General features: G+C 35.9%; 17 protein-coding genes. 6 read left to right on the top strand and 11 right to left on the bottom strand.

What is annotated here, in order from left to right; genetic code table 11:
• Positions 1–12: 12 nt before the first annotated feature.
• The 3 genes from ACZ11_RS06125 to ACZ11_RS06120 all read right to left on the bottom strand — a co-directional run bounded on the left by ACZ11_RS06125 (position 13) and on the right by ACZ11_RS06120 (position 3,147).
• Complete coding sequence (locus ACZ11_RS06125; protein WP_049664519.1) at positions 13–1,200, bottom strand: MFS transporter; 1,188 nt, start codon at positions 1,198–1,200, stop codon at positions 13–15.
• A gap of 379 nt (positions 1,201–1,579) precedes the next feature.
• On the bottom strand, positions 1,580–1,735 hold the full coding sequence (locus ACZ11_RS26530; protein ID WP_169776070.1) for a hypothetical protein: 156 nt from the start codon (positions 1,733–1,735) through the stop codon (positions 1,580–1,582).
• A 464-nt stretch (positions 1,736–2,199) separates the two neighbouring features.
• Complete coding sequence (locus ACZ11_RS06120; protein ID WP_049664517.1) at positions 2,200–3,147, bottom strand: bile acid:sodium symporter family protein; 948 nt, start codon at positions 3,145–3,147, stop codon at positions 2,200–2,202.
• A gap of 246 nt (positions 3,148–3,393) precedes the next feature.
• Here ACZ11_RS06120 and ACZ11_RS06115 point away from each other — a divergent pair, with 246 nt between their 5' ends.
• Positions 3,394–4,419 (top strand): S-layer homology domain-containing protein, encoded by a 1,026-nt coding sequence (locus ACZ11_RS06115; RefSeq protein ID WP_049664516.1) that lies wholly within the window; start codon positions 3,394–3,396, stop codon positions 4,417–4,419.
• A 335-nt stretch (positions 4,420–4,754) separates the two neighbouring features.
• On the opposite strand, the gene ACZ11_RS06110 is transcribed toward ACZ11_RS06115, so the two are convergent.
• Positions 4,755–5,645 carry a LysR family transcriptional regulator gene (locus ACZ11_RS06110; RefSeq protein ID WP_049664514.1) on the bottom strand — a complete coding sequence of 297 codons (891 nt, stop codon included), beginning with the start codon at positions 5,643–5,645 and terminating at the stop codon, positions 4,755–4,757.
• A 115-nt stretch (positions 5,646–5,760) separates the two neighbouring features.
• Here ACZ11_RS06110 and ACZ11_RS06105 point away from each other — a divergent pair, with 115 nt between their 5' ends.
• Entirely contained in the window at positions 5,761–6,318 is a 558-nt protein-coding gene (locus ACZ11_RS06105; protein ID WP_049664513.1) for a flavodoxin family protein, read from the top strand.
• Positions 6,319–6,686: 368 nt separating this feature from the next.
• Here ACZ11_RS06105 and ade read toward each other — a convergent pair whose 3' ends face one another.
• Complete coding sequence (gene ade, locus ACZ11_RS06100) at positions 6,687–8,438, bottom strand: adenine deaminase (protein ID WP_049664511.1); 1,752 nt, start codon at positions 8,436–8,438, stop codon at positions 6,687–6,689.
• A gap of 127 nt (positions 8,439–8,565) precedes the next feature.
• Positions 8,566–8,988, bottom strand: coding sequence for a pyridoxamine 5'-phosphate oxidase family protein (locus tag ACZ11_RS06095; RefSeq protein ID WP_049664509.1), 423 nt, complete (start codon positions 8,986–8,988; stop codon positions 8,566–8,568).
• Between the two features lie 159 nt (positions 8,989–9,147).
• Between ACZ11_RS06095 and ACZ11_RS06090 the strand changes: the two genes are divergently transcribed.
• A complete protein-coding gene (locus tag ACZ11_RS06090; RefSeq protein WP_049664508.1) occupies positions 9,148–9,774 on the top strand; it encodes a YczE/YyaS/YitT family protein in 627 nt (208 codons plus the stop codon).
• Positions 9,775–9,913: 139 nt separating this feature from the next.
• On the opposite strand, the gene ACZ11_RS06085 is transcribed toward ACZ11_RS06090, so the two are convergent.
• Positions 9,914–10,546: a 50S ribosomal protein L25/general stress protein Ctc gene (locus ACZ11_RS06085; protein ID WP_049667084.1), complete on the bottom strand. Its 633-nt coding sequence runs from the start codon at positions 10,544–10,546 to the stop codon at positions 9,914–9,916.
• A gap of 181 nt (positions 10,547–10,727) precedes the next feature.
• Entirely contained in the window at positions 10,728–11,432 is a 705-nt protein-coding gene (locus tag ACZ11_RS06080; protein WP_049664506.1) for a YjjG family noncanonical pyrimidine nucleotidase, read from the bottom strand.
• Positions 11,433–11,698: 266 nt separating this feature from the next.
• On the opposite strand from ACZ11_RS06080, the gene yfkAB reads away from it, so the two are divergent.
• Entirely contained in the window at positions 11,699–12,811 is a 1,113-nt protein-coding gene (yfkAB, locus tag ACZ11_RS06075) for a radical SAM/CxCxxxxC motif protein YfkAB (protein ID WP_049664505.1), read from the top strand.
• A gap of 259 nt (positions 12,812–13,070) precedes the next feature.
• Here the strand turns inward: yfkAB and ACZ11_RS06070 are convergent, their stop codons facing one another.
• The gene (locus tag ACZ11_RS06070; RefSeq protein ID WP_049664503.1) at positions 13,071–13,994 is read right to left on the bottom strand and encodes an Rpn family recombination-promoting nuclease/putative transposase; all 924 of its coding nucleotides are present in this window, start codon (positions 13,992–13,994) and stop codon (positions 13,071–13,073) included.
• 421 nt (positions 13,995–14,415) lie between these two features.
• On the opposite strand from ACZ11_RS06070, the gene ACZ11_RS26890 reads away from it, so the two are divergent.
• Positions 14,416–14,721 carry a hypothetical protein gene (locus tag ACZ11_RS26890; RefSeq protein WP_236690791.1) on the top strand — a complete coding sequence of 102 codons (306 nt, stop codon included), beginning with the start codon at positions 14,416–14,418 and terminating at the stop codon, positions 14,719–14,721.
• Between the two features lie 336 nt (positions 14,722–15,057).
• Here the strand turns inward: ACZ11_RS26890 and ACZ11_RS06060 are convergent, their stop codons facing one another.
• Together ACZ11_RS06060 and ACZ11_RS06055 are read right to left on the bottom strand one after the other, a co-directional pair.
• The gene (locus ACZ11_RS06060; protein ID WP_049664502.1) at positions 15,058–16,050 is read right to left on the bottom strand and encodes an LLM class flavin-dependent oxidoreductase; all 993 of its coding nucleotides are present in this window, start codon (positions 16,048–16,050) and stop codon (positions 15,058–15,060) included.
• A gap of 73 nt (positions 16,051–16,123) precedes the next feature.
• Positions 16,124–16,549, bottom strand: a complete 426-nt coding sequence (locus ACZ11_RS06055; RefSeq protein WP_049664500.1) for a hypothetical protein — start codon at positions 16,547–16,549, stop codon at positions 16,124–16,126.
• A 217-nt stretch (positions 16,550–16,766) separates the two neighbouring features.
• On the opposite strand from ACZ11_RS06055, the gene ACZ11_RS06050 reads away from it, so the two are divergent.
• The gene (locus ACZ11_RS06050; RefSeq protein ID WP_049664499.1) at positions 16,767–17,534 is read left to right on the top strand and encodes a TSUP family transporter; all 768 of its coding nucleotides are present in this window, start codon (positions 16,767–16,769) and stop codon (positions 17,532–17,534) included.
• Positions 17,535–17,647 lie beyond the last annotated feature (113 nt).

The raw sequence follows: 17,647 nt of genomic DNA, 5'->3' as shown, positions 1-17,647 counted from the left end.
TTTTGTTTATATTTAATGAGCATGCATAACAACACTCTTTTTCTTTGAATATAGTAAAAAAGTGATGGTTAAACTTAAGCTAATAATACCAAAAACAAGTCCCAATCCACTTAAACCAACTAAATCTAACATCATGCCCGTTGACAATAAGACGACCTGAAAGATGACAGAATCAATCATATTACGGAATGAGAAAAATCGCCCATGAAATTCTTTTGGCACTTGCTTTTGAAAAATAACCATCGTCGTCGGGAAAAAACAGCCTACTGAAAAACCAAAAACTCCAAAAGCCACTAATGCCAAAAATTTTATATCAGAGAATATTAGCATTAGCTCCATCAAACCGATGATAAATGCTAATGTAAAAAGTAGTGTTCTAGTGTTCAGCCGTTCTGTAATCAATTTCAAACCAGCTGCACCTAGCATAAAACCTATACCCTCAACTGTATATAATAATCCTGATATTGTCGTCGAATGATGAATCTCAGAAATTTTCATTATAACTAAATTAAAGGAACCTAAAAATAATGTTGGAATTAACATTAAGACAAGTGTCATTAATACAACGGGGTGCTCCTTCACCATCGGTAACACTTCTTTAAAGTTGCCCTTTGCTTTTGTTGCTGACGATTGATTTGCTGATTCATCTAATTGTAGGAAGTTCGTAATAACAAACATCATCACATAAACAATAAATGAAATGATGTACAACCATTTTAGCTCAAAGAAACTTAGCATGAATCCCGCTGCAGCAGTACCAATAATCCTTGAAATCGTTCGAGCATTCATTTGCCAAGCATTTAATGTAATTAAATCCTTATCTTTAACAATCATTGGAATAATAGATTGTAGAGCAGGCATATAAAAGGCTGCTGCTATTTGCAACGAAATTAAAAAAAGAATCATCCAAATAACCGAATTTGTATAAAGTGCCATAAACATAAATAAAACACTTATAATTCGCCCTACACTAGCCCACTGTATAACTGTTTTCTTCATTGACCTGTCAATAATACGCCCTGCCAACGGACCTACTACTAAACCAGCCAATATACCGCAAGAAATAATTAATGATTTGTGAAAATCCGAGGGAACGACCTCTTGCATAAAAGCTAGATTACCTATAACCCCAGCCCACAAGCCAAGACCTACAACAAATTCACCTAATAAAATTATCCATACGTTTCGATTACGCCACATGTTGTATCTCCTTGTTGTTTCATTTATTAATTAATAAATAGTAACAAAATTACAAATATTAGTACATAGTCATTTTACAATATTACATTCTTTATATCCCTTTAAAATATTTTCATTATAATTATGTATTTATGAGATCTTGCTCAATAGATCATTAATTTTGTAATATCGCCTTTTTCTAATCACATCCAAAAAATATAGCCATCATAAGAAAAGCGATAAAAAAAACACCGTTTGATTCCATTATCAAACGATGTCAAGTGTATATAAATTGCATAAAGCTTTTTAGTAAATTTTAATCGGCAGACCCGCCATTTAGCTTTTTGTGAGGAGCCTTAAAACTGACACTACGCAAAATTAGAAAGTCCTCGCTTTCAAATTATAGTAATTTTCTTACAAGGCGGCGCCAGCCTATCCAGAAAATAATTACCACCATCCCTGCTGCAACCGAATCGGTCAGTTTCCATAAAAGTATAAGAATAAGCAAAATAATTAACGGAAGAATCGTTAGCTTCAAATCATCTAACTCTTTCATTCACGCATCCTTCTTTCTCATTCAACATTTTCTTTCTTTAAGAAAAACAATAAGCTTAAACTACTATTCATTGATATTTTTCGAGAAAAAATATTACTCAAAAAACCTCCAATAGCGCAAAACACCAGCATTTCTAGTATAAAAACTGTTGGTGATTACTCTCAAATATATATTTTTGTATTTCAAGATGAAAATCTCCCCCATCCTACAATTAAATAACATGGCTAGTGCTTATCTTCATCATATTCTGAAGGTAGCATAATGGAAACCTCATACTTTGTTATTTTCACTTGATGATAATGCATAAAAATTTTTAGTGTTTTATTGTAACGTTCACCACCATTAATTGTCACAAAATGATGTAGCATTCTAATAACAGTCGATGGTGACAGCACTGTGAGATCTTACAAAAGACAGTCGCTTTCTTCCAAACAATCGCGATTATTTTTGCGTTCAACATATATTTAACCTTCCGCGTATTTCAGCTGGTACTTTTCCGTTACTCGGCTAAAGAACGAGGCAAGAACTTGCTGAAATAGCATGCCAAACACTACAGGCATAACCGTTTTTGCAGGGAAGTATGTAGTGGCTATTACAACCCCTACAGCAATATTACGCATCCCTCCTGTAAAAATGAACATCGTAATAATGCTTATATCCTTCCAAAGTATATGCCCTAATATTAAACAAAAAGCATACCCTGATACGGCAAGTAAAAATACGACTAAAATTACACTAACAAGCTCCAAGCTAATATTTTTAATGTATGGGGCAATTGCACTACTATTAATCATTACAATACTAAATAAACTAAGTTTTGAAAAAGGTGCTAATTTCTTTCCTAGAGTCAGCTCAATTTCGCCTTTAGAAAACTCATTTAACGCTACACCTATAAGAGAAGGCACGACTATCATCCAAAGTAAATCTAAAATGAGACCAATAGTATTAATTTCGATTGTTTGCCCTACAACAATATGAAGTAATGCAGGAATGACAACGGGCGAAATAAGTGTATCTATTAAAATAATTGCAAGACATAATGCAAGATGCCCCCTACAAATACTGACCCAAATAAAGCTAGTTACTCCTGTTGGCACAGCGACTGCTAAAACAAAACCAATTGTTAAAAGGTGATCGTGAAAGATGACGGTTGATACAAAATAAGCCCAAATTGGCATGAGTATGTGTAAAAATGCAATAACAACTAATATAACTTTTGGGTATTTTTTAAGACTTTTTATTCCTTCAAAATTCATGCTTAAACTACCTGCAAATGTCATAAAAGCAAACAGCCACGGCACTAAAAATAATAGCTGGCGCCCTACATTCTCGAACAATACACCAATCACTAAGCTAAGTGGCGTTAAAACAGGCATCCATTTTTGAAGGTATTTATTTAAACTATTCAACATCTCTGTATATTCCTTCTTTCTTATAAGAACAGTTTTCTCTAGCCTCTTTTTAGTAAAATTAATTATGCCTCGGCATAAATGCGTCCGGAGGCTTTAACTTCTTTCAGCAAATATTTTCTGTAGTGAAAGCGTAACATCAGCTACAAATGTCTTTAACTGAAAGAAGTTAATCTAGAAAAATTTGCAGTTTTTATCCATATCCTGCAAACTATTAACATAACTAGATAGAAAGGATGACTGAGACTAATGAAAAAATTAGTGTGCGCTTTATTGCTTCCCCTACTTGTTGTAGCAAGTGGATACACTGTACAAGCTGCTGGCTTTAAAGATGTGCCAGAAGATCACTATGCGTATGAAGCCATCATGTGGGCAGAAGAGTATGATATCGTTAATGGCTATGCAGATGGTACATTTAAGCCCAATGCAACAATTACAGAGCAGCAATTCGCAAAACTACTGGCTAACTTTTATGAGCTTGAATCGCCATATGACGAGTTGAAAAAACAGACTCCTGCTGCAAACTGGTCTGATGAATTTTACAATCGACTTGCAAGCTATGGTGTTCCATTAAACGGATATTTCGATAACACTATTCGAGCAGCTAGTGTGAAGCGCGGTGTTGTAGCACAGGCAATTACCCATTTAGCTAATGGTAAAAGTGGATTAGATCAATCTATACAGTTTTTACTCGATTATTATATTTCCACTGGTCAAAACCTTCAGTATGAAAACCGCAATTTACAGAAGTTTTTTGGTGTAACTAACAATATGACACGAGCTCAAGTCGTGACAATGCTCTATCGTATGGATGAAAGAAATTTTTATGAAATTTCAGAAGATGCACAAGCACTTCATGAAAATAAGAGTAATACTTCTTTAAATACGAGAGCGAAAAATGGCCAAAATCAACTAGATAAAACAATGCAGCTAACAACACCTTCAAAAAGTGCTTGGGATGGTACCTATTTGTATTACTATAAATGGGGTACAGGCTCATCCGATTTTAATCGCCGTGATGCCTATATTTCAAACACAACAAGCAAAAGCTTTAATATACTCATAACTGCCAATGATGGAACAGCTGCAGGGAGTGTCGATGGGACAGCAACGATCACTTCTAGCACTAAGGCCGTAATGAACAAATCCTCAAACGGCAATCGATGTGTATTAGAATTTGAGCGGCTTAATAATGCGCTTAAAATTACCGAGGTAGATTGTCGGACAATGCATGATGAAGGAACTAATTTTTCTGGGACTTTAAAGAAACAATAAGTTTTCCATAGGTCCGACTAAGAATCTCCAAACTTATTAAGGAACATCCTTGAGGTACTTTTATATTCACCACAATATCCTTCCACAGTGAAAAGAACTAAAAAGTGCGAAATGAATTAAAAAGAATCATTCGCACTTTTTTTAATTATTTTGAACTTACTTCCTCACCTTTCCAACACTATGATTTTTCCCTTACTAAATATGCAAGAGTACTGTCTACATAACAATGCGTTTTTCGTGTGCTTTTTTTGATAAGACATTGCATAGTCTTAGATCAATCAAAATGGATTCTATACAGTTTTAATTATAGATGTCTGGGTACAATAATTATGCTCTTAAAACTTCTTATACATCTTCTTGGCGATCTCTATAAAATCAGCGAGATACGGAGATATGTGCTTATCCTTATGCCATGCGATATCCGTAAAAATATCTGCTAAATTCATTGATGTAGTCAGTTCTTTTAAATTATTGTTTTCTAACTCCTTTTGTACCACCATTTTAGGTAAGAATGTAATACCTAAGCCTGCCATCACGCATTGCTTAATAGCTTCAATACTTGCAAATTCAATCATTTGTATCGGAAGTGCACCTTCCTGCTGAAGATGGACTTCCAATTGATTACGGTAGGAGCAACCACTTTCTGTCAGAAGCATCGTTTCATTTGAAAGTTGCTGTAAAGAAAATACCTCTCTATCCGCGTTGCTATCATTAGATGCACTGACAAATACTAATTGCTCTTGAAGAAGTCGCTCACGATGTAACATAGGTGTTTCCTTGTATGCATCTGTAATAAACGCTACATCAAGATCGCCTGATTGTAATAAACCTTTGGCGATTTCCGTAGTATGTACAGGCTTAAAAATGATTTTCACCTGTGAATGGGCTTTCTGAAATTGTTGTAAAATACTCGGCAGACGGTAGACACATTGACTTTCCTGTGCACCTATTTTTAACACAGCTTGTCCTTGTTCGTTTAACACAGCTTTTTTCATATCTACATTTAAATCAAGCATTTTTTGAGCATACTGTTGTAATCGCTTGCCTTCCTCCGTAAGGGTAATGCGTTTTCCTAGTCTCTCAAAAAGAACAACACCTAGCTCCTCTTCTAGCGATTTAATTTGTGCTGTTATACTTGACTGTGCATAATCCAGTAGCTGCGCTGTCTGCGTAAAGCTTAACGTTTCTGAAGCTGTTAAAAACGTTTGAAGCTGTTTCATATCCATCTTTTCCACCTCTAAATCGTTTTTTCCGATTCATTTGATCGAAACATTCAGCTTTATCGATAATAAAAATAAGTTTACACTAGTTATAGCCCGAAGGATAGAGGAGGATTCTCATATGAACATTACCGCATTTATAGGAAGCTCTAGAGCCGATAGTAATAGTGAACAACTTGCTGACTATGTGTTAGAGGGCATTAGACATCAAAAAATAGATCTAAAAAAAATAGCGATCGAACCCATCAACGATTTACGTCATGATGACAATGGCTTTCAGTTAGTAGATGATGATTATGATCAAATTATCCATGCGTTTTTAACAAGTGATATCGTTGTTTTTGCAACACCTATTTATTGGTATAGTATGTCAGGAATAATGAAGAACATGATAGATCGACTAAGTCAAGCTATTCGAGATGATCGTTTTCCACAGCTTAAGGAAAAACTACAAACTACCGAGGCTATTGTTCTTGCTGTTGGTGGCGATGAACCCTATATAAAAGGTCTACCAATGATTCAGCAATTCCAATATATCTTCGATTTCTTAAAGATGCCGTTCTCATCTTATATTATCGGAGAAGGAAACAAACCTGGTGAGATTGCTCACGATGAACAAGCACTAATGCAGGCATCCATATTAAATAAACAGTTAAAAGCACGTATCTATCCCATTTAAAAAAACGACCTAAAAGCGGCTATGCTTTTAGGTCGTTTCATTATATTGAAAAAAAATGTTCGAGGAGATCTTGGTGAAAATTAAGATGTCCTAATAAATAATAGTATACCCCTTCGGCAAAACGAGGGGTTGATTGATTTCCGTTCCGACTGAGCGCTTTGCGGGGGGCGTCCGATGAGCCGCTGATCCCCAAGGAGTCGCTCAGTCTCCACTCCAATCAACCATTTCACCTAGTATTTTCTTCTGATATGTTGGTCTTATTAATAGAGATAAAAACGAAACTTCAGCAAGATGTTTTTTGTACGAAAACGAGTAACCTGGAACAGAAATTATCCCCCATTTAATGCACAATAACACATAATCTAATGTTAAACTTCCGCTTCTACCGGAATATGTTGAAAAGTTGTAACATCAAATAGCCCTGTATCTGTCAACTTTAACGCAGGGATAACAGGTAATGCGACAAATGAAAACGTCAATAAAAAATGGAAATCTAGTGTTGGATTAAGTGCGAGTAAGGCGTTATGTAGACTTGCTAATTGCTTCTTAGCCTCATCAGCAGGTGCATCCGTCATTAAGCCTCCAATTGTTAATGGCATTTCCGCTAAAATCTTGCCATCAGCTACGATGACAAAACCACCTTGAATTTCCTGAATACGTGACAAAGCAAGTAACATATCTTCATCATTCGTACCTACTACTAATGCATTATGCGAATCATGAGCTACAGTAGTGGCCACTGCCCCTTTTCGTAAACCAAAGCCTCTCACAATTCCAAGACCTGTCGTATGCAAATTGTGATGACGCTCAATAACTGCTAGCTTTAGTAAATCCTGCTCAACTGACGGTACAAATACACCATCTTTCACAGGTACATCTATTACTAAATGGTTCGTAATAAGCTGATTTGGTATAATTTCCATTACATTCGCCTTCGTACCTTTTTGGAATGGAATGCTGAGCTGGTCCTTCGTTACATTTGGTAAATGTACAGAGTGATGAATATGTGTAGGAACATTAGGCTCTATACGATTCGTTAACATCACACCGTTTTCAGCAACCTTTTCACCATTTTTCCAAACTGCCTTTGCACGCATATTGTCGATGTTCTCGATTAATAGAAAATCCGCCTTATAGCCTGGTGCTAAAACGCCTCGATCATATAAACGATAACACTCAGCTGTATTAACAGTAGCAAGTTGAACGGCCTGTAACGGCACCATCCCTTCCTCAATAGCCATTGCCACATCGAAGTTAATACTACCTTCATCCATTAGCTCGTCAACGTATTTATCATCAGTACAAAAGCCAAAACGGCGAGCATTTGTTGTATTGACAGCAGGCAATAAATCACGTAAATTTTTTGCCGCTGAGCCTTCACGAATAAGTACATACATCCCTTGCTCAATTCGATCAATAGCCTCCTGTGCCGTTACACATTCATGATCAGTATGGATACCAGCAGCACGATAGCCCGTAATTTGATGACTATTTAAGCCCGCACAATGCCCATCTATAACTAAATTTGCCTGTTGTGAAAGGATAATCTTTTCAAGCATGCCTGTTTCACCATTTAATACAGCCGGAAAATCCATGACCTCAGCTAAACCTCGAACATCTTCGTGCTTTAAAAACGGCTCTAAATCAACAGCTGTCAGCTTTGCTCCTGCATTTTCAAAATGAGTGCCTGGAACACTAGATGGCAACATAACAAAGATATCCATATCTGCTTTTTTTGCATCATCTAGCATAAATTGAATACCCTCCGCACCTGCAACATTTGCAATTTCATGGGGATCTGTAATGACTGTTGTGATGCCATGCGGAATCAATATACGACTAAATTCTGCTGGTGTTAGCATCGACGACTCAATATGTATATGTCCATCAATCAGACCAGGTACCACATATTTTCCTGCGGCATCCTCTTCATTTTTAGCTTTATATCTATTCATTGTATCTAGCGCAACAATTTGTCCATTGTTAACGACGATATCTGCCTTTTTCCACGTCAATGTAAAAACATCTGCAATTTGTGCGTTACGTAAAATAAAATCCGCCTCAATTTTCCCTTGCGATGTTAAAATATTTTGTGCAAGCTGTTGTAGTTTGTTGGACATTCTTTGCACTCCTTTTTTCTTTTTGAATTATCATGCATGAACACTCGTCTAATTTCAAGTAATGATTATCATTTAGCAAGAATTATTATCCCTATATTCTTAAGTAATCTAAAAAAACGACCACATCTTAATGGTCGTTTGTAAATTCGAGTTCTTTAGGTGGTTCCCCTTTTTTATTCATTAATCGCATACGAATTGGTTCAATTTTTAGTGTGACCATTTCATCATGATTACCAACGAAAATGCTTGTAAAAAATTCAGCTAACTTATTTTTTATTCCTTCCTCTAGAATTTCTGTTAGCTTTCCTTCAATCTCAACATACGTATCACCAAAACCCCTGTTTTCGTATCCATATAATATATGTGTATATGGGTTTTTGCGAAGCTCTTCCATTTTTTCAGAATGTTTATTTGTTACTGTGTATAATATAAAATCTTCATGTTGGAATGTCATATAGCGTGAGTACGGTTTACCATTCTCAACTGTTGCCATCGTTCCTATTTTTTCTCGGTTTAAAACTTCTAATATTTCATCTCGAACAGAGGTCATGTCATCTCATCCTTTCTTATCTCCTTATATTTTGTCCTAATTTATCGAGTCTAACCTTATTTTTTGAAAAATATGAAATGACAATCTTCGGCTTATTTTTAAATTTATTGCTATAATGACTTGTTGGACAACACGAATTATTAGAATGAGGTATTAATGATGAAGGAAGCTTTTTTCGCACGGTGTCTGTTCTTCTTAACAGGCATTTTGGTTTTATCCTTAGGTATAACGTTAACGATTAAAGGTCAGGTTTTTGGTGTTGGCTCGTGGGATGTGTTACATATTGGGCTAGCTAATACATTCGGATTAACTATCGGTACTTGGTCAATTCTCATTGGACTAGCCATTTTAGCATTTGATATGTTTTTCACGAAGAAGTTTCCACTGCCTGGCACATTTATAGATATGTTTTTAGCAGGTATTTTTATTGATATATTTAACTATTGGATACCAGATATAGATGGTTTTTGGATGCAGCTATTTGCTTATATTTCTGGCTTAATATTACTTGGCTGGGGCTGTGGTATGTACATGGTGGCGAATTTAGGCATTGGTCCCCGAGATACATTGATGCTTCTAATGGTCCATAAACTCGGCTGGAGTGTCACACGTTCTCGAACAACTATGGAAGTAACTGTCGCTATACTTGGTTTTTTACTTGGTGGACCTATTGGGATTGGAACGGCTCTAATGGCTTTTGGTCTTGGGCCAATTGTACAATTTGCTTTAACTTTTAACGAAAAGTTATTTTTGAAATGGACTGGCGTGAAAAGCGCTGTGGTATAAGCTTACAAGACAATGCAAAAAAATACATTGTCTTTTTTTATTCAATTGTATATTAGGTGAACTTGTCGTAAATCCATACAGCAGTTTATAGAATAAACAGCAAGGAGCCACTTACCGAGTGTAAGATGGCTCCCTTTTTCTATTTTTCTGAATCAGATGGATTTTTCCCAGTAGCCTCGATTACTTCTGGGGTCCCATCCACTGTATCTTCTTGCACATTTTCTGCAGCAGGTGGTGTGATCGTCACTAATGTATAGTCATCTTCCTGTAAAATTTCAAAGGAATACTTTTGACGAATATCCCCTACATAAAGCGATGTTCCGATGGCTACATCAGTAACGTCAACCTCTATTGTTTCTGGGATTTCTGTTGGATTTACTTTTATTCGAACTTCGCGATTAGGCTGTAATAGAAATCCACCATCTGCAACTCCAATAGCTTTACCGGTAACAGTTACTGGAATATCAACCTCTAGTGCCTCTGCCATATTAATGGACTTGAAATCTACATGCTTAACATTGCCCCTTAACGCACAGCGTTGTACTTCTGTTAGTACTGCGTTAATCCGTTTACCGTCTACATCTAATTGAAAGACATTTTTATTGCCGAATTGAGCTAACATTTTTGCAAATTGTCTGGCATCCAGTGATACCGCTGTTGATTCCATTTGATAGCCATATACAACGCCCGGAATTGCACCGCTCTGTCTAAGATGAGTTAATGATGATTGACGCCCTTTATCGCGTTTTTTTACAGTTAAAACAGTATTCATCGCATTTTCCCCTTCCATGGAAACTAGTCTCATAAAAGGTTTTGCCCGTTCTATAGATTTTTATACATAAGCACAAGGTTGTAACTTTCTCTGACGTTCGCGCCGCTTCAGAAGTTCTATCAAAAAACTACACTTCAATTGTTCGGGCTAATGAACAGTTGAAGTGTAGTTAAACATGTGCTTACAAAATTGTTACTTTGTTATCTAACAATAAGTGTAAATCATGAAGCTTTTTAATTTCAAAATGTGGTTGAATATCACTTGCATTTTCAATATTACGTATGTTAAACCAGCATGTATCAATTCCAGCTTGTAGTCCGCCTTTAACATCAGATGTTAAGGAATCACCAATAATCAGAGTTTTATCCTTATTGATATTATCGATACGTTCAAAAACATAATCGAAAAAAGCTGGCATAGGTTTTTGATAGCCTGTTTGCTCTGAGATAAATATCTCATTGAAAAAATGTGCTAAATTTGCATCCTCTAGTCGTTTATTTTGTGTAATTGTTTTACCATTTGAAACGACATATAACTCGTAGTGATCGGCAAGCTGTTCGATTACTTCATAAGCACCGTCAACATAATGATGTGCCTCTTTCAAATACTTTTGAAAAATCGCTTCAAAGTACTCCCCATCAACATCTAAGCCAAATTCCTTTAAAGCAATCGAAAATCTAGTGTTATGTAATTCATCTTTAGACACCTCACCACGTTCAAAAGCACGCCACATAGATTCATTAATCTCTTTATAACGTGCAATCATCGTTGGAGTTGCTGCAATATTTTCCTGTTTAAATAAACGGTCAAGTGCTGCATCTTCAGCTAAGTCAAAATCTAATAATGTGTCATCAACGTCAAACAATAATGTTTCATACTTAGTCATGTCTTTTCCTACTTTCTTGGTGCTGTATTACCAATTTGCTCCTTCTATCATAACGTTTTCTGAGAAAATTAACAGTAAATCTACCTACCACTCTTTTTTACAGAATATTAGAAAATATCTTACACACTAAGGCTGTTAATAATATTTCCTTCATTGAGTAATAAAAATGATCATCTTGCCTAAAAATAGCCCTTTCGATAATTTCGTATTTGAAAATAACTGCGAATATGAGACAATAGAATGCTAGAAAGGAAGATGTACCAATTATGACAACCCTTCAAAAAATTACGCCTGCCTTTGATCCATGGGAAGCGTATTTAGATGTTGAACAACATGGGCATATGACCCTATCTAATATTGAGTTTACTACAACAACTCTTTGTAATATGCGCTGTGCACACTGCGCTGTTGGCTATACATTACAAACTAAAGATCCAGATGCATTACCAATCGAGCTAATCATAAAACGTCTGGACGATATTCCACACCTTAAAACAATCTCGATTACTGGTGGAGAGCCGATGATGTCTAAGAAATCCGTTCAAAACTATGTATTGCCTTTATTGAAATATGCGCATGAACGTGGCGTGCGGACACAAATCAACTCCAATCTAACATTAGAGCCCGAACGTTATTTACTAATTGCACCGTACTTAGATGTGCTACATATTTCACATAACTGGGGTACTATCGATGAATTCGTTGAAACAGGCTTTGCTATGATGGAGCGAAAACCAACTTATGAACAACGTGCAGCTTTATTTCAACGCATGATTGATAACTCAAAAATGCTTGCAGAGCACGGTGTAATGGTATCAGCGGAAACAATGTTAAACAAAAAAACTCTACCATATTTAGAGCATATCCATAATCAAATCATCAACGAAATGAACTGTGCACGCCATGAGGTGCATCCGATGTACCCTTCAGATTTTGCAAGCGCCCTTACGTCTTTATCACTTGAAGAAACTCGTGAGGCTATTCATCATCTACTTGATGTTCGTGATAAAAACACTTGGATGCTATTTGGTACGTTACCTTTCTATCCATGTAGCACGAATGAAGAAGATCAAAAGCTCTTAAAACGACTAAGAGAAGAAAAAAACGTGACGATGCGTAATGATCCAGATGGTCGTTCTCGCTTAAATATTAATATCTTTACAGGTGATGTCATTGTGACAGACTTTGGCGATACACCTGCTCTTGGGAATATTGTGAACGACGAGTTACCAGCAATTTTTGATAAATGGATGGCAACAGATTTAGCCAAATCACTAAACTGTCACTGTCCAGCAGTAAAATGCTTAGGTCCTAACGTTCTTGTTCAAAATATGTATTATAAAGATACAAAGTTTGTTAGTGGCTCTGCTAGAGTGTAAAAGAAAAAATGTCCAATGCAAATGTATGCATTGGACATTTTTTCTAGGATTTATGAAATTTTCGCCTTAACAAAAAATACTACTAAATATCCGAGCATCAGGTAGCTTCAATTTTATTAAAAAGTGATAGATAGAAAAATTATCTATACCTTTACTACGTTAGTATGTGAGATCATTTTCTACGGCTAATACTTTCACCATTCGATCAGTAGGAGTCATTTAAACTTGCTAACTCTCTTTTAATGATTTTAGTACTTATTCACGAGTTTGAACTTTTTATTCTTTCAATTTCCTCTCTCGATATATCTAATAAATCCATTATATCTTCAATCGGTTCATGCCGTTTTAGTAATTTTTTCACTAACTCTATTTGTGCTTGTTTACGCCCTTGTTCTAGCCCTTGTTCTAACCCTTGTTCTAACCCTTGCTCTCTCCCCTTATTGATTCCATCAATATAGCGAGCTTCTTCATCTAGGATATACTTTAAGCGGGACTGGTATGCAAGAATTGTTTCAGGGGATTGACTAATTTCTTCCCATGTATCAAATGCTGCACGTAAGTTTTCATCTTTCATTGCTAACTCCTCCAATTCACGATATATCTCTGCATATACTTTCTTTTTGCGACCATCGACCATACCAAGTAATAACAACCATCGAATTAAGATATCATCAAGCGCGTCCAATTTTTCTTCATGCCAGAGAGTAATAAACTTGTTCATCTCGATAAAATGGATTTCCAGCACATCTTCTTGCATTAGCCTTGATAATGTTTTGTCTTCATACATATGAAAAGTACTATGAAAATCTTTGTTATCTTTAAACATTGTAAAATTGCATATATTGATCGTAATGGTTGGGCGTAATTCACTGTATCCCATACCTCTAACTAGTTGGGATTCATACATTTTTGCCCAATAATATAGCGTTCTCTTTGTCATATCTTGCTGATTGGATAGTTGAATTTCTACATTGATAAAGTCACCATTTTGTGTTTTCACAAGAATATCGAGCCGAGATAGTTTATCGTCTTTATATTCACCGCCCAATTCTTGCTGAATAAATGTTACTTCTTTAATAGTTTCTCGTCCGGTAAGCTTTAATACCGCATTCAAAAAAACAATGGTAATTTTTTTATTCTTATCGTTTCCGAACAATTGCTTGAAGGCAAAATCAACCTTCAAATCAAAAAAACTTATCTAACGGAATTCTTCGTATTGCTTTTTGATTCATCAGGTGTCACCCCTTTTTTATTACTATCATTATAGCATGAGCAACCTACTAAACCTCTTTACAACATCAAAAATGTATTTTAAATCATAATTTTCTATAAAAACCTACACTCTTAATTACAATTCGTGTTCATATTTTGCTACTATTTTTCGTGGCTTTGACTAGATGTCCCCTTGATGTTCCAAAATATCAGCGCTTTTTCGACTGAACCTAACCTGCCATTCGTCGTTGGCTGAGATACTATTTAAAGTGAGATACGATGAAATAGGCATTCCAAAAGATTAATGTTTTTTAAGTAACTGAGTAGGCTTATATACAAGAAAAATCGATGAAACAATGGTAAAATAATGGAAAAGTTTAAGGTGGGATATGATGGCTGAAAATATTTTATTTATTATTTTGATGATCCCCTTATATGGTTCGATAATTTGGACTTATTTTTGTCCTGAAGAAAGTTTATTGTTCGGAAAAAGGTGGATGTACAAAGAAGAGCCAGAGTTATCTAACGCAGTTATCCGTTATACTAAATTTACATCAATGATAGGCATGATTGGATTACCCATCATTGTAATTGGTTTTATCTTTGATATTCTCATTCTTAAATTTACATCGGTAGTATTCATTTCAGTAGTGGTAATTGGGGCACTTATAATATTCACAGACGATAAAGATTCCTAAACTAACGAAAGTGTTTTCGAAATAAGATTTGTGAATGAAATAATATAATGTAAACTCTGAGGCAGGACGCGCTGTTAGACTCCTTTAAAATCATTTTCAAAATGACAAAAGTAACAAAGCGTTCGAAAGCAAATGAATTAAATCAAAGAAGCTATGTCCACGTGCGGAACATAGCTTCTCTTTTGTTATTTTCTTCTACCATCGCATTATATTGTCTTAATTATTTGCTGTACTTCCTTTTATAAGATTCATAGAGTTCTTTCGCTAGCAAATTCGAAGCTACTCTTGTTGTTTTGTAGGTTTTACGCAAGTACTCTGCCGCTAATGCTGTGTAGTTCATATTAATTCCTTTGCAATTAGCTTATAAGTATTCATGCGACTTTCTAGTGCATATTGATTGCAGTTTAGCATCACTTCGTCAAATCCATAATGCTCTTGCTCTGCTACTAAAAATTTAGCGATTTCCTTAGGAGTTCCGACAAGATTGGCTTTTCGATTATTGGCGATTGTCATTTTATCCAACTCCGTAAGTGGAAAATCCTTTGCTTCCTCAGGTGACATCGCTTGGATGATTTGTCCCTTCATGAGATGCAGACGTGTAATATCAATCGGCTTTGCCAAATATACCGCTTCCTCTAGCGTATCTGCAACTGTCGCCGCATAGGTAACGATAATTTGAGGCTTCTCCATGTAATAGGAAGGTTTAAAGTAATCTCTATACGTATCAAATATATCCTTTGACATATTGCCAGTGAAAAACTGCGCATATGAATAACCCACACCTAATCGTCCTGCCTGCGTAGCGCTTTGACCGCTAGACCCAAGTAACCAAGCCTCAGGTAATTGGATATTAACTGGTGCCGCTATCACTTGATCATAGACATGCTCGCCTGTTTTTTGATTATTCATCAGTTTTAAAGTTATTTCGAGCTTATCGTATTGCTCTGTAAAATGTTGTCTTCGACCCTCTGCTAATGCATATATAGAGGCATGGTCACCACCAGGGGCTCTGCCGACGCCAAAATCTATACGATTCGGTGCCAAACCACTTAATGTTTTAAAAACCTCTGCCAGCTTATATGGAGAATAGTGCATCATCATAACGCCTCCAGTACCGATACGAAGACGTTTTGTTTTCGCCGCTAAGAAAGCAGCTGTAACTTCGGGAGCTGAACTTGCCAGTGAATGACTATTATGGTGCTCCGCTAACCACATACGATGATAGCCAAGTTCTTCACCTAAGAGCGCTATTTGTTCTGTACGCTGAAAGGCTTCCTCTGCGGTATGACCTTTTGGTATAGGCATTTGATCTAAAATACTTAATCTCATTGAAAACACCCTCTCTGTCTAAACACTCCCTTCTACTGTAATATAGGAAGATCTTTTTACAAAGCAAAAGAGCTTACTCATAGGCGAGCCGCTTTGAATGCCATGTTTCATAAACTATGCCAATTAGCAACCGGTTTTGTACAGGGCTCAATACGACATCATTAAACTTCATTGCATATGCAGTAAATTTCTTTGTTTGTTCATCCACTACGAACTGTAAAATGGCATGGCCTCTCTCACCTTCAAATGTAATATCACCTGATAATTCGACAACATGCTCACCTGTTTTTGCCTGATAATATCGCCAATATGGTTCAAAAAATGCGTAATTAAATGCATTACGAACAGATACTTCTGAAAAATTTCCTAAATACCCTTCTTTTACTGTATCGATATACTCATTATCAGTTATATCTTTTTTGGCATTATATACAAATCCGACAAGTAGCCCCATAAACACAACACAAATAAATACTCTTACATGATTTCCTAAACTCAAATGTCATCACGTCCCCTTTACGTAAAAAACATCATCACCTACATAATACATTAAAATATACACATAAAGTAGAATATTTTTGCTTTTTTATAGAATTTTAAAATATTCAAAAAGACTTAATTATCGAAATTAATAGAGGAATATTATTTAAGCTATTTACAGTCACTTTTCATTTCGCTATTATCAGAATATTATTATAGAAAAGAGATGACCTACCTTGCCCTTTGATTTAGATGTAAATATTTTACTCATTCTTATTTTTTTTGGCTTTCTAGCCGCATTTATTGATTCTGTTGTAGGAGGCGGCGGACTTATTTCATTACCCGCTCTTATGTTTGTGGGTCTTCCACCATCTGCAGCCGTGGCAACTAATAAGTTAGCGGGCACTATGGGGTCATTTACGAGCACCATAACGTTTTATCGCTCTGGAAAGTTGGATATTAAAGCGGTCTATAAATTGTTCCCTTTTGTATTTATAGGCTCCATGATTGGTGCATGGATTGTCCATCTTATGGACCCTAGCGTTCTAAAGCCGCTTATGCTTGTCATGCTAGCAGCTGTGGCTATTTATACTATTTTCAAAAAAGACTGGGGTAGCATTTCTACCTATAAAAAATTGACACCAAAGCGTTACGCACTTTTCGTAGTGATTATAACTTTAATCGGCTTCTATGATGGCTTTTTAGGACCAGGGACAGGCTCGTTTCTACTATTTGCCTTTTTAATGGTTGGCTTTGACTTTTTAAAATCAGCAGGAAATGCCAAGTTTTTGAATTTCGGAAGTAATATCGCTGCCCTTATTATGTTTATATACTTAGGGCAAATAAATTATGCCTATGGTTTACCAATGGGACTTGCGCAAATTGCAGGAGCTATTGTTGGTTCTAAATTTGCCATTAAACGTGGTAGCGGGTATGTACGTAATTTATTTATCGTTGTGACAATTCTATTACTTTTGAAAAATACATATGACTATTTTTCATGATTCTTTATATTTTAAAAACGAAATAAAGCGGTGCAATTATATTAATTGCACCGCTTTATCCGTTTCGTATATATGTTGTTTTAGGTAACACTACTTTAAAATCACAGTGGTCG

The organism is Lysinibacillus xylanilyticus (genome assembly GCF_001183605.1).
In the GTDB taxonomy this organism is placed as follows: Bacteria; Bacillota; Bacilli; order Bacillales_A; family Planococcaceae; genus Lysinibacillus; species Lysinibacillus xylanilyticus.
This window is presented reverse-complemented; position numbering and strand designations above follow the sequence as displayed.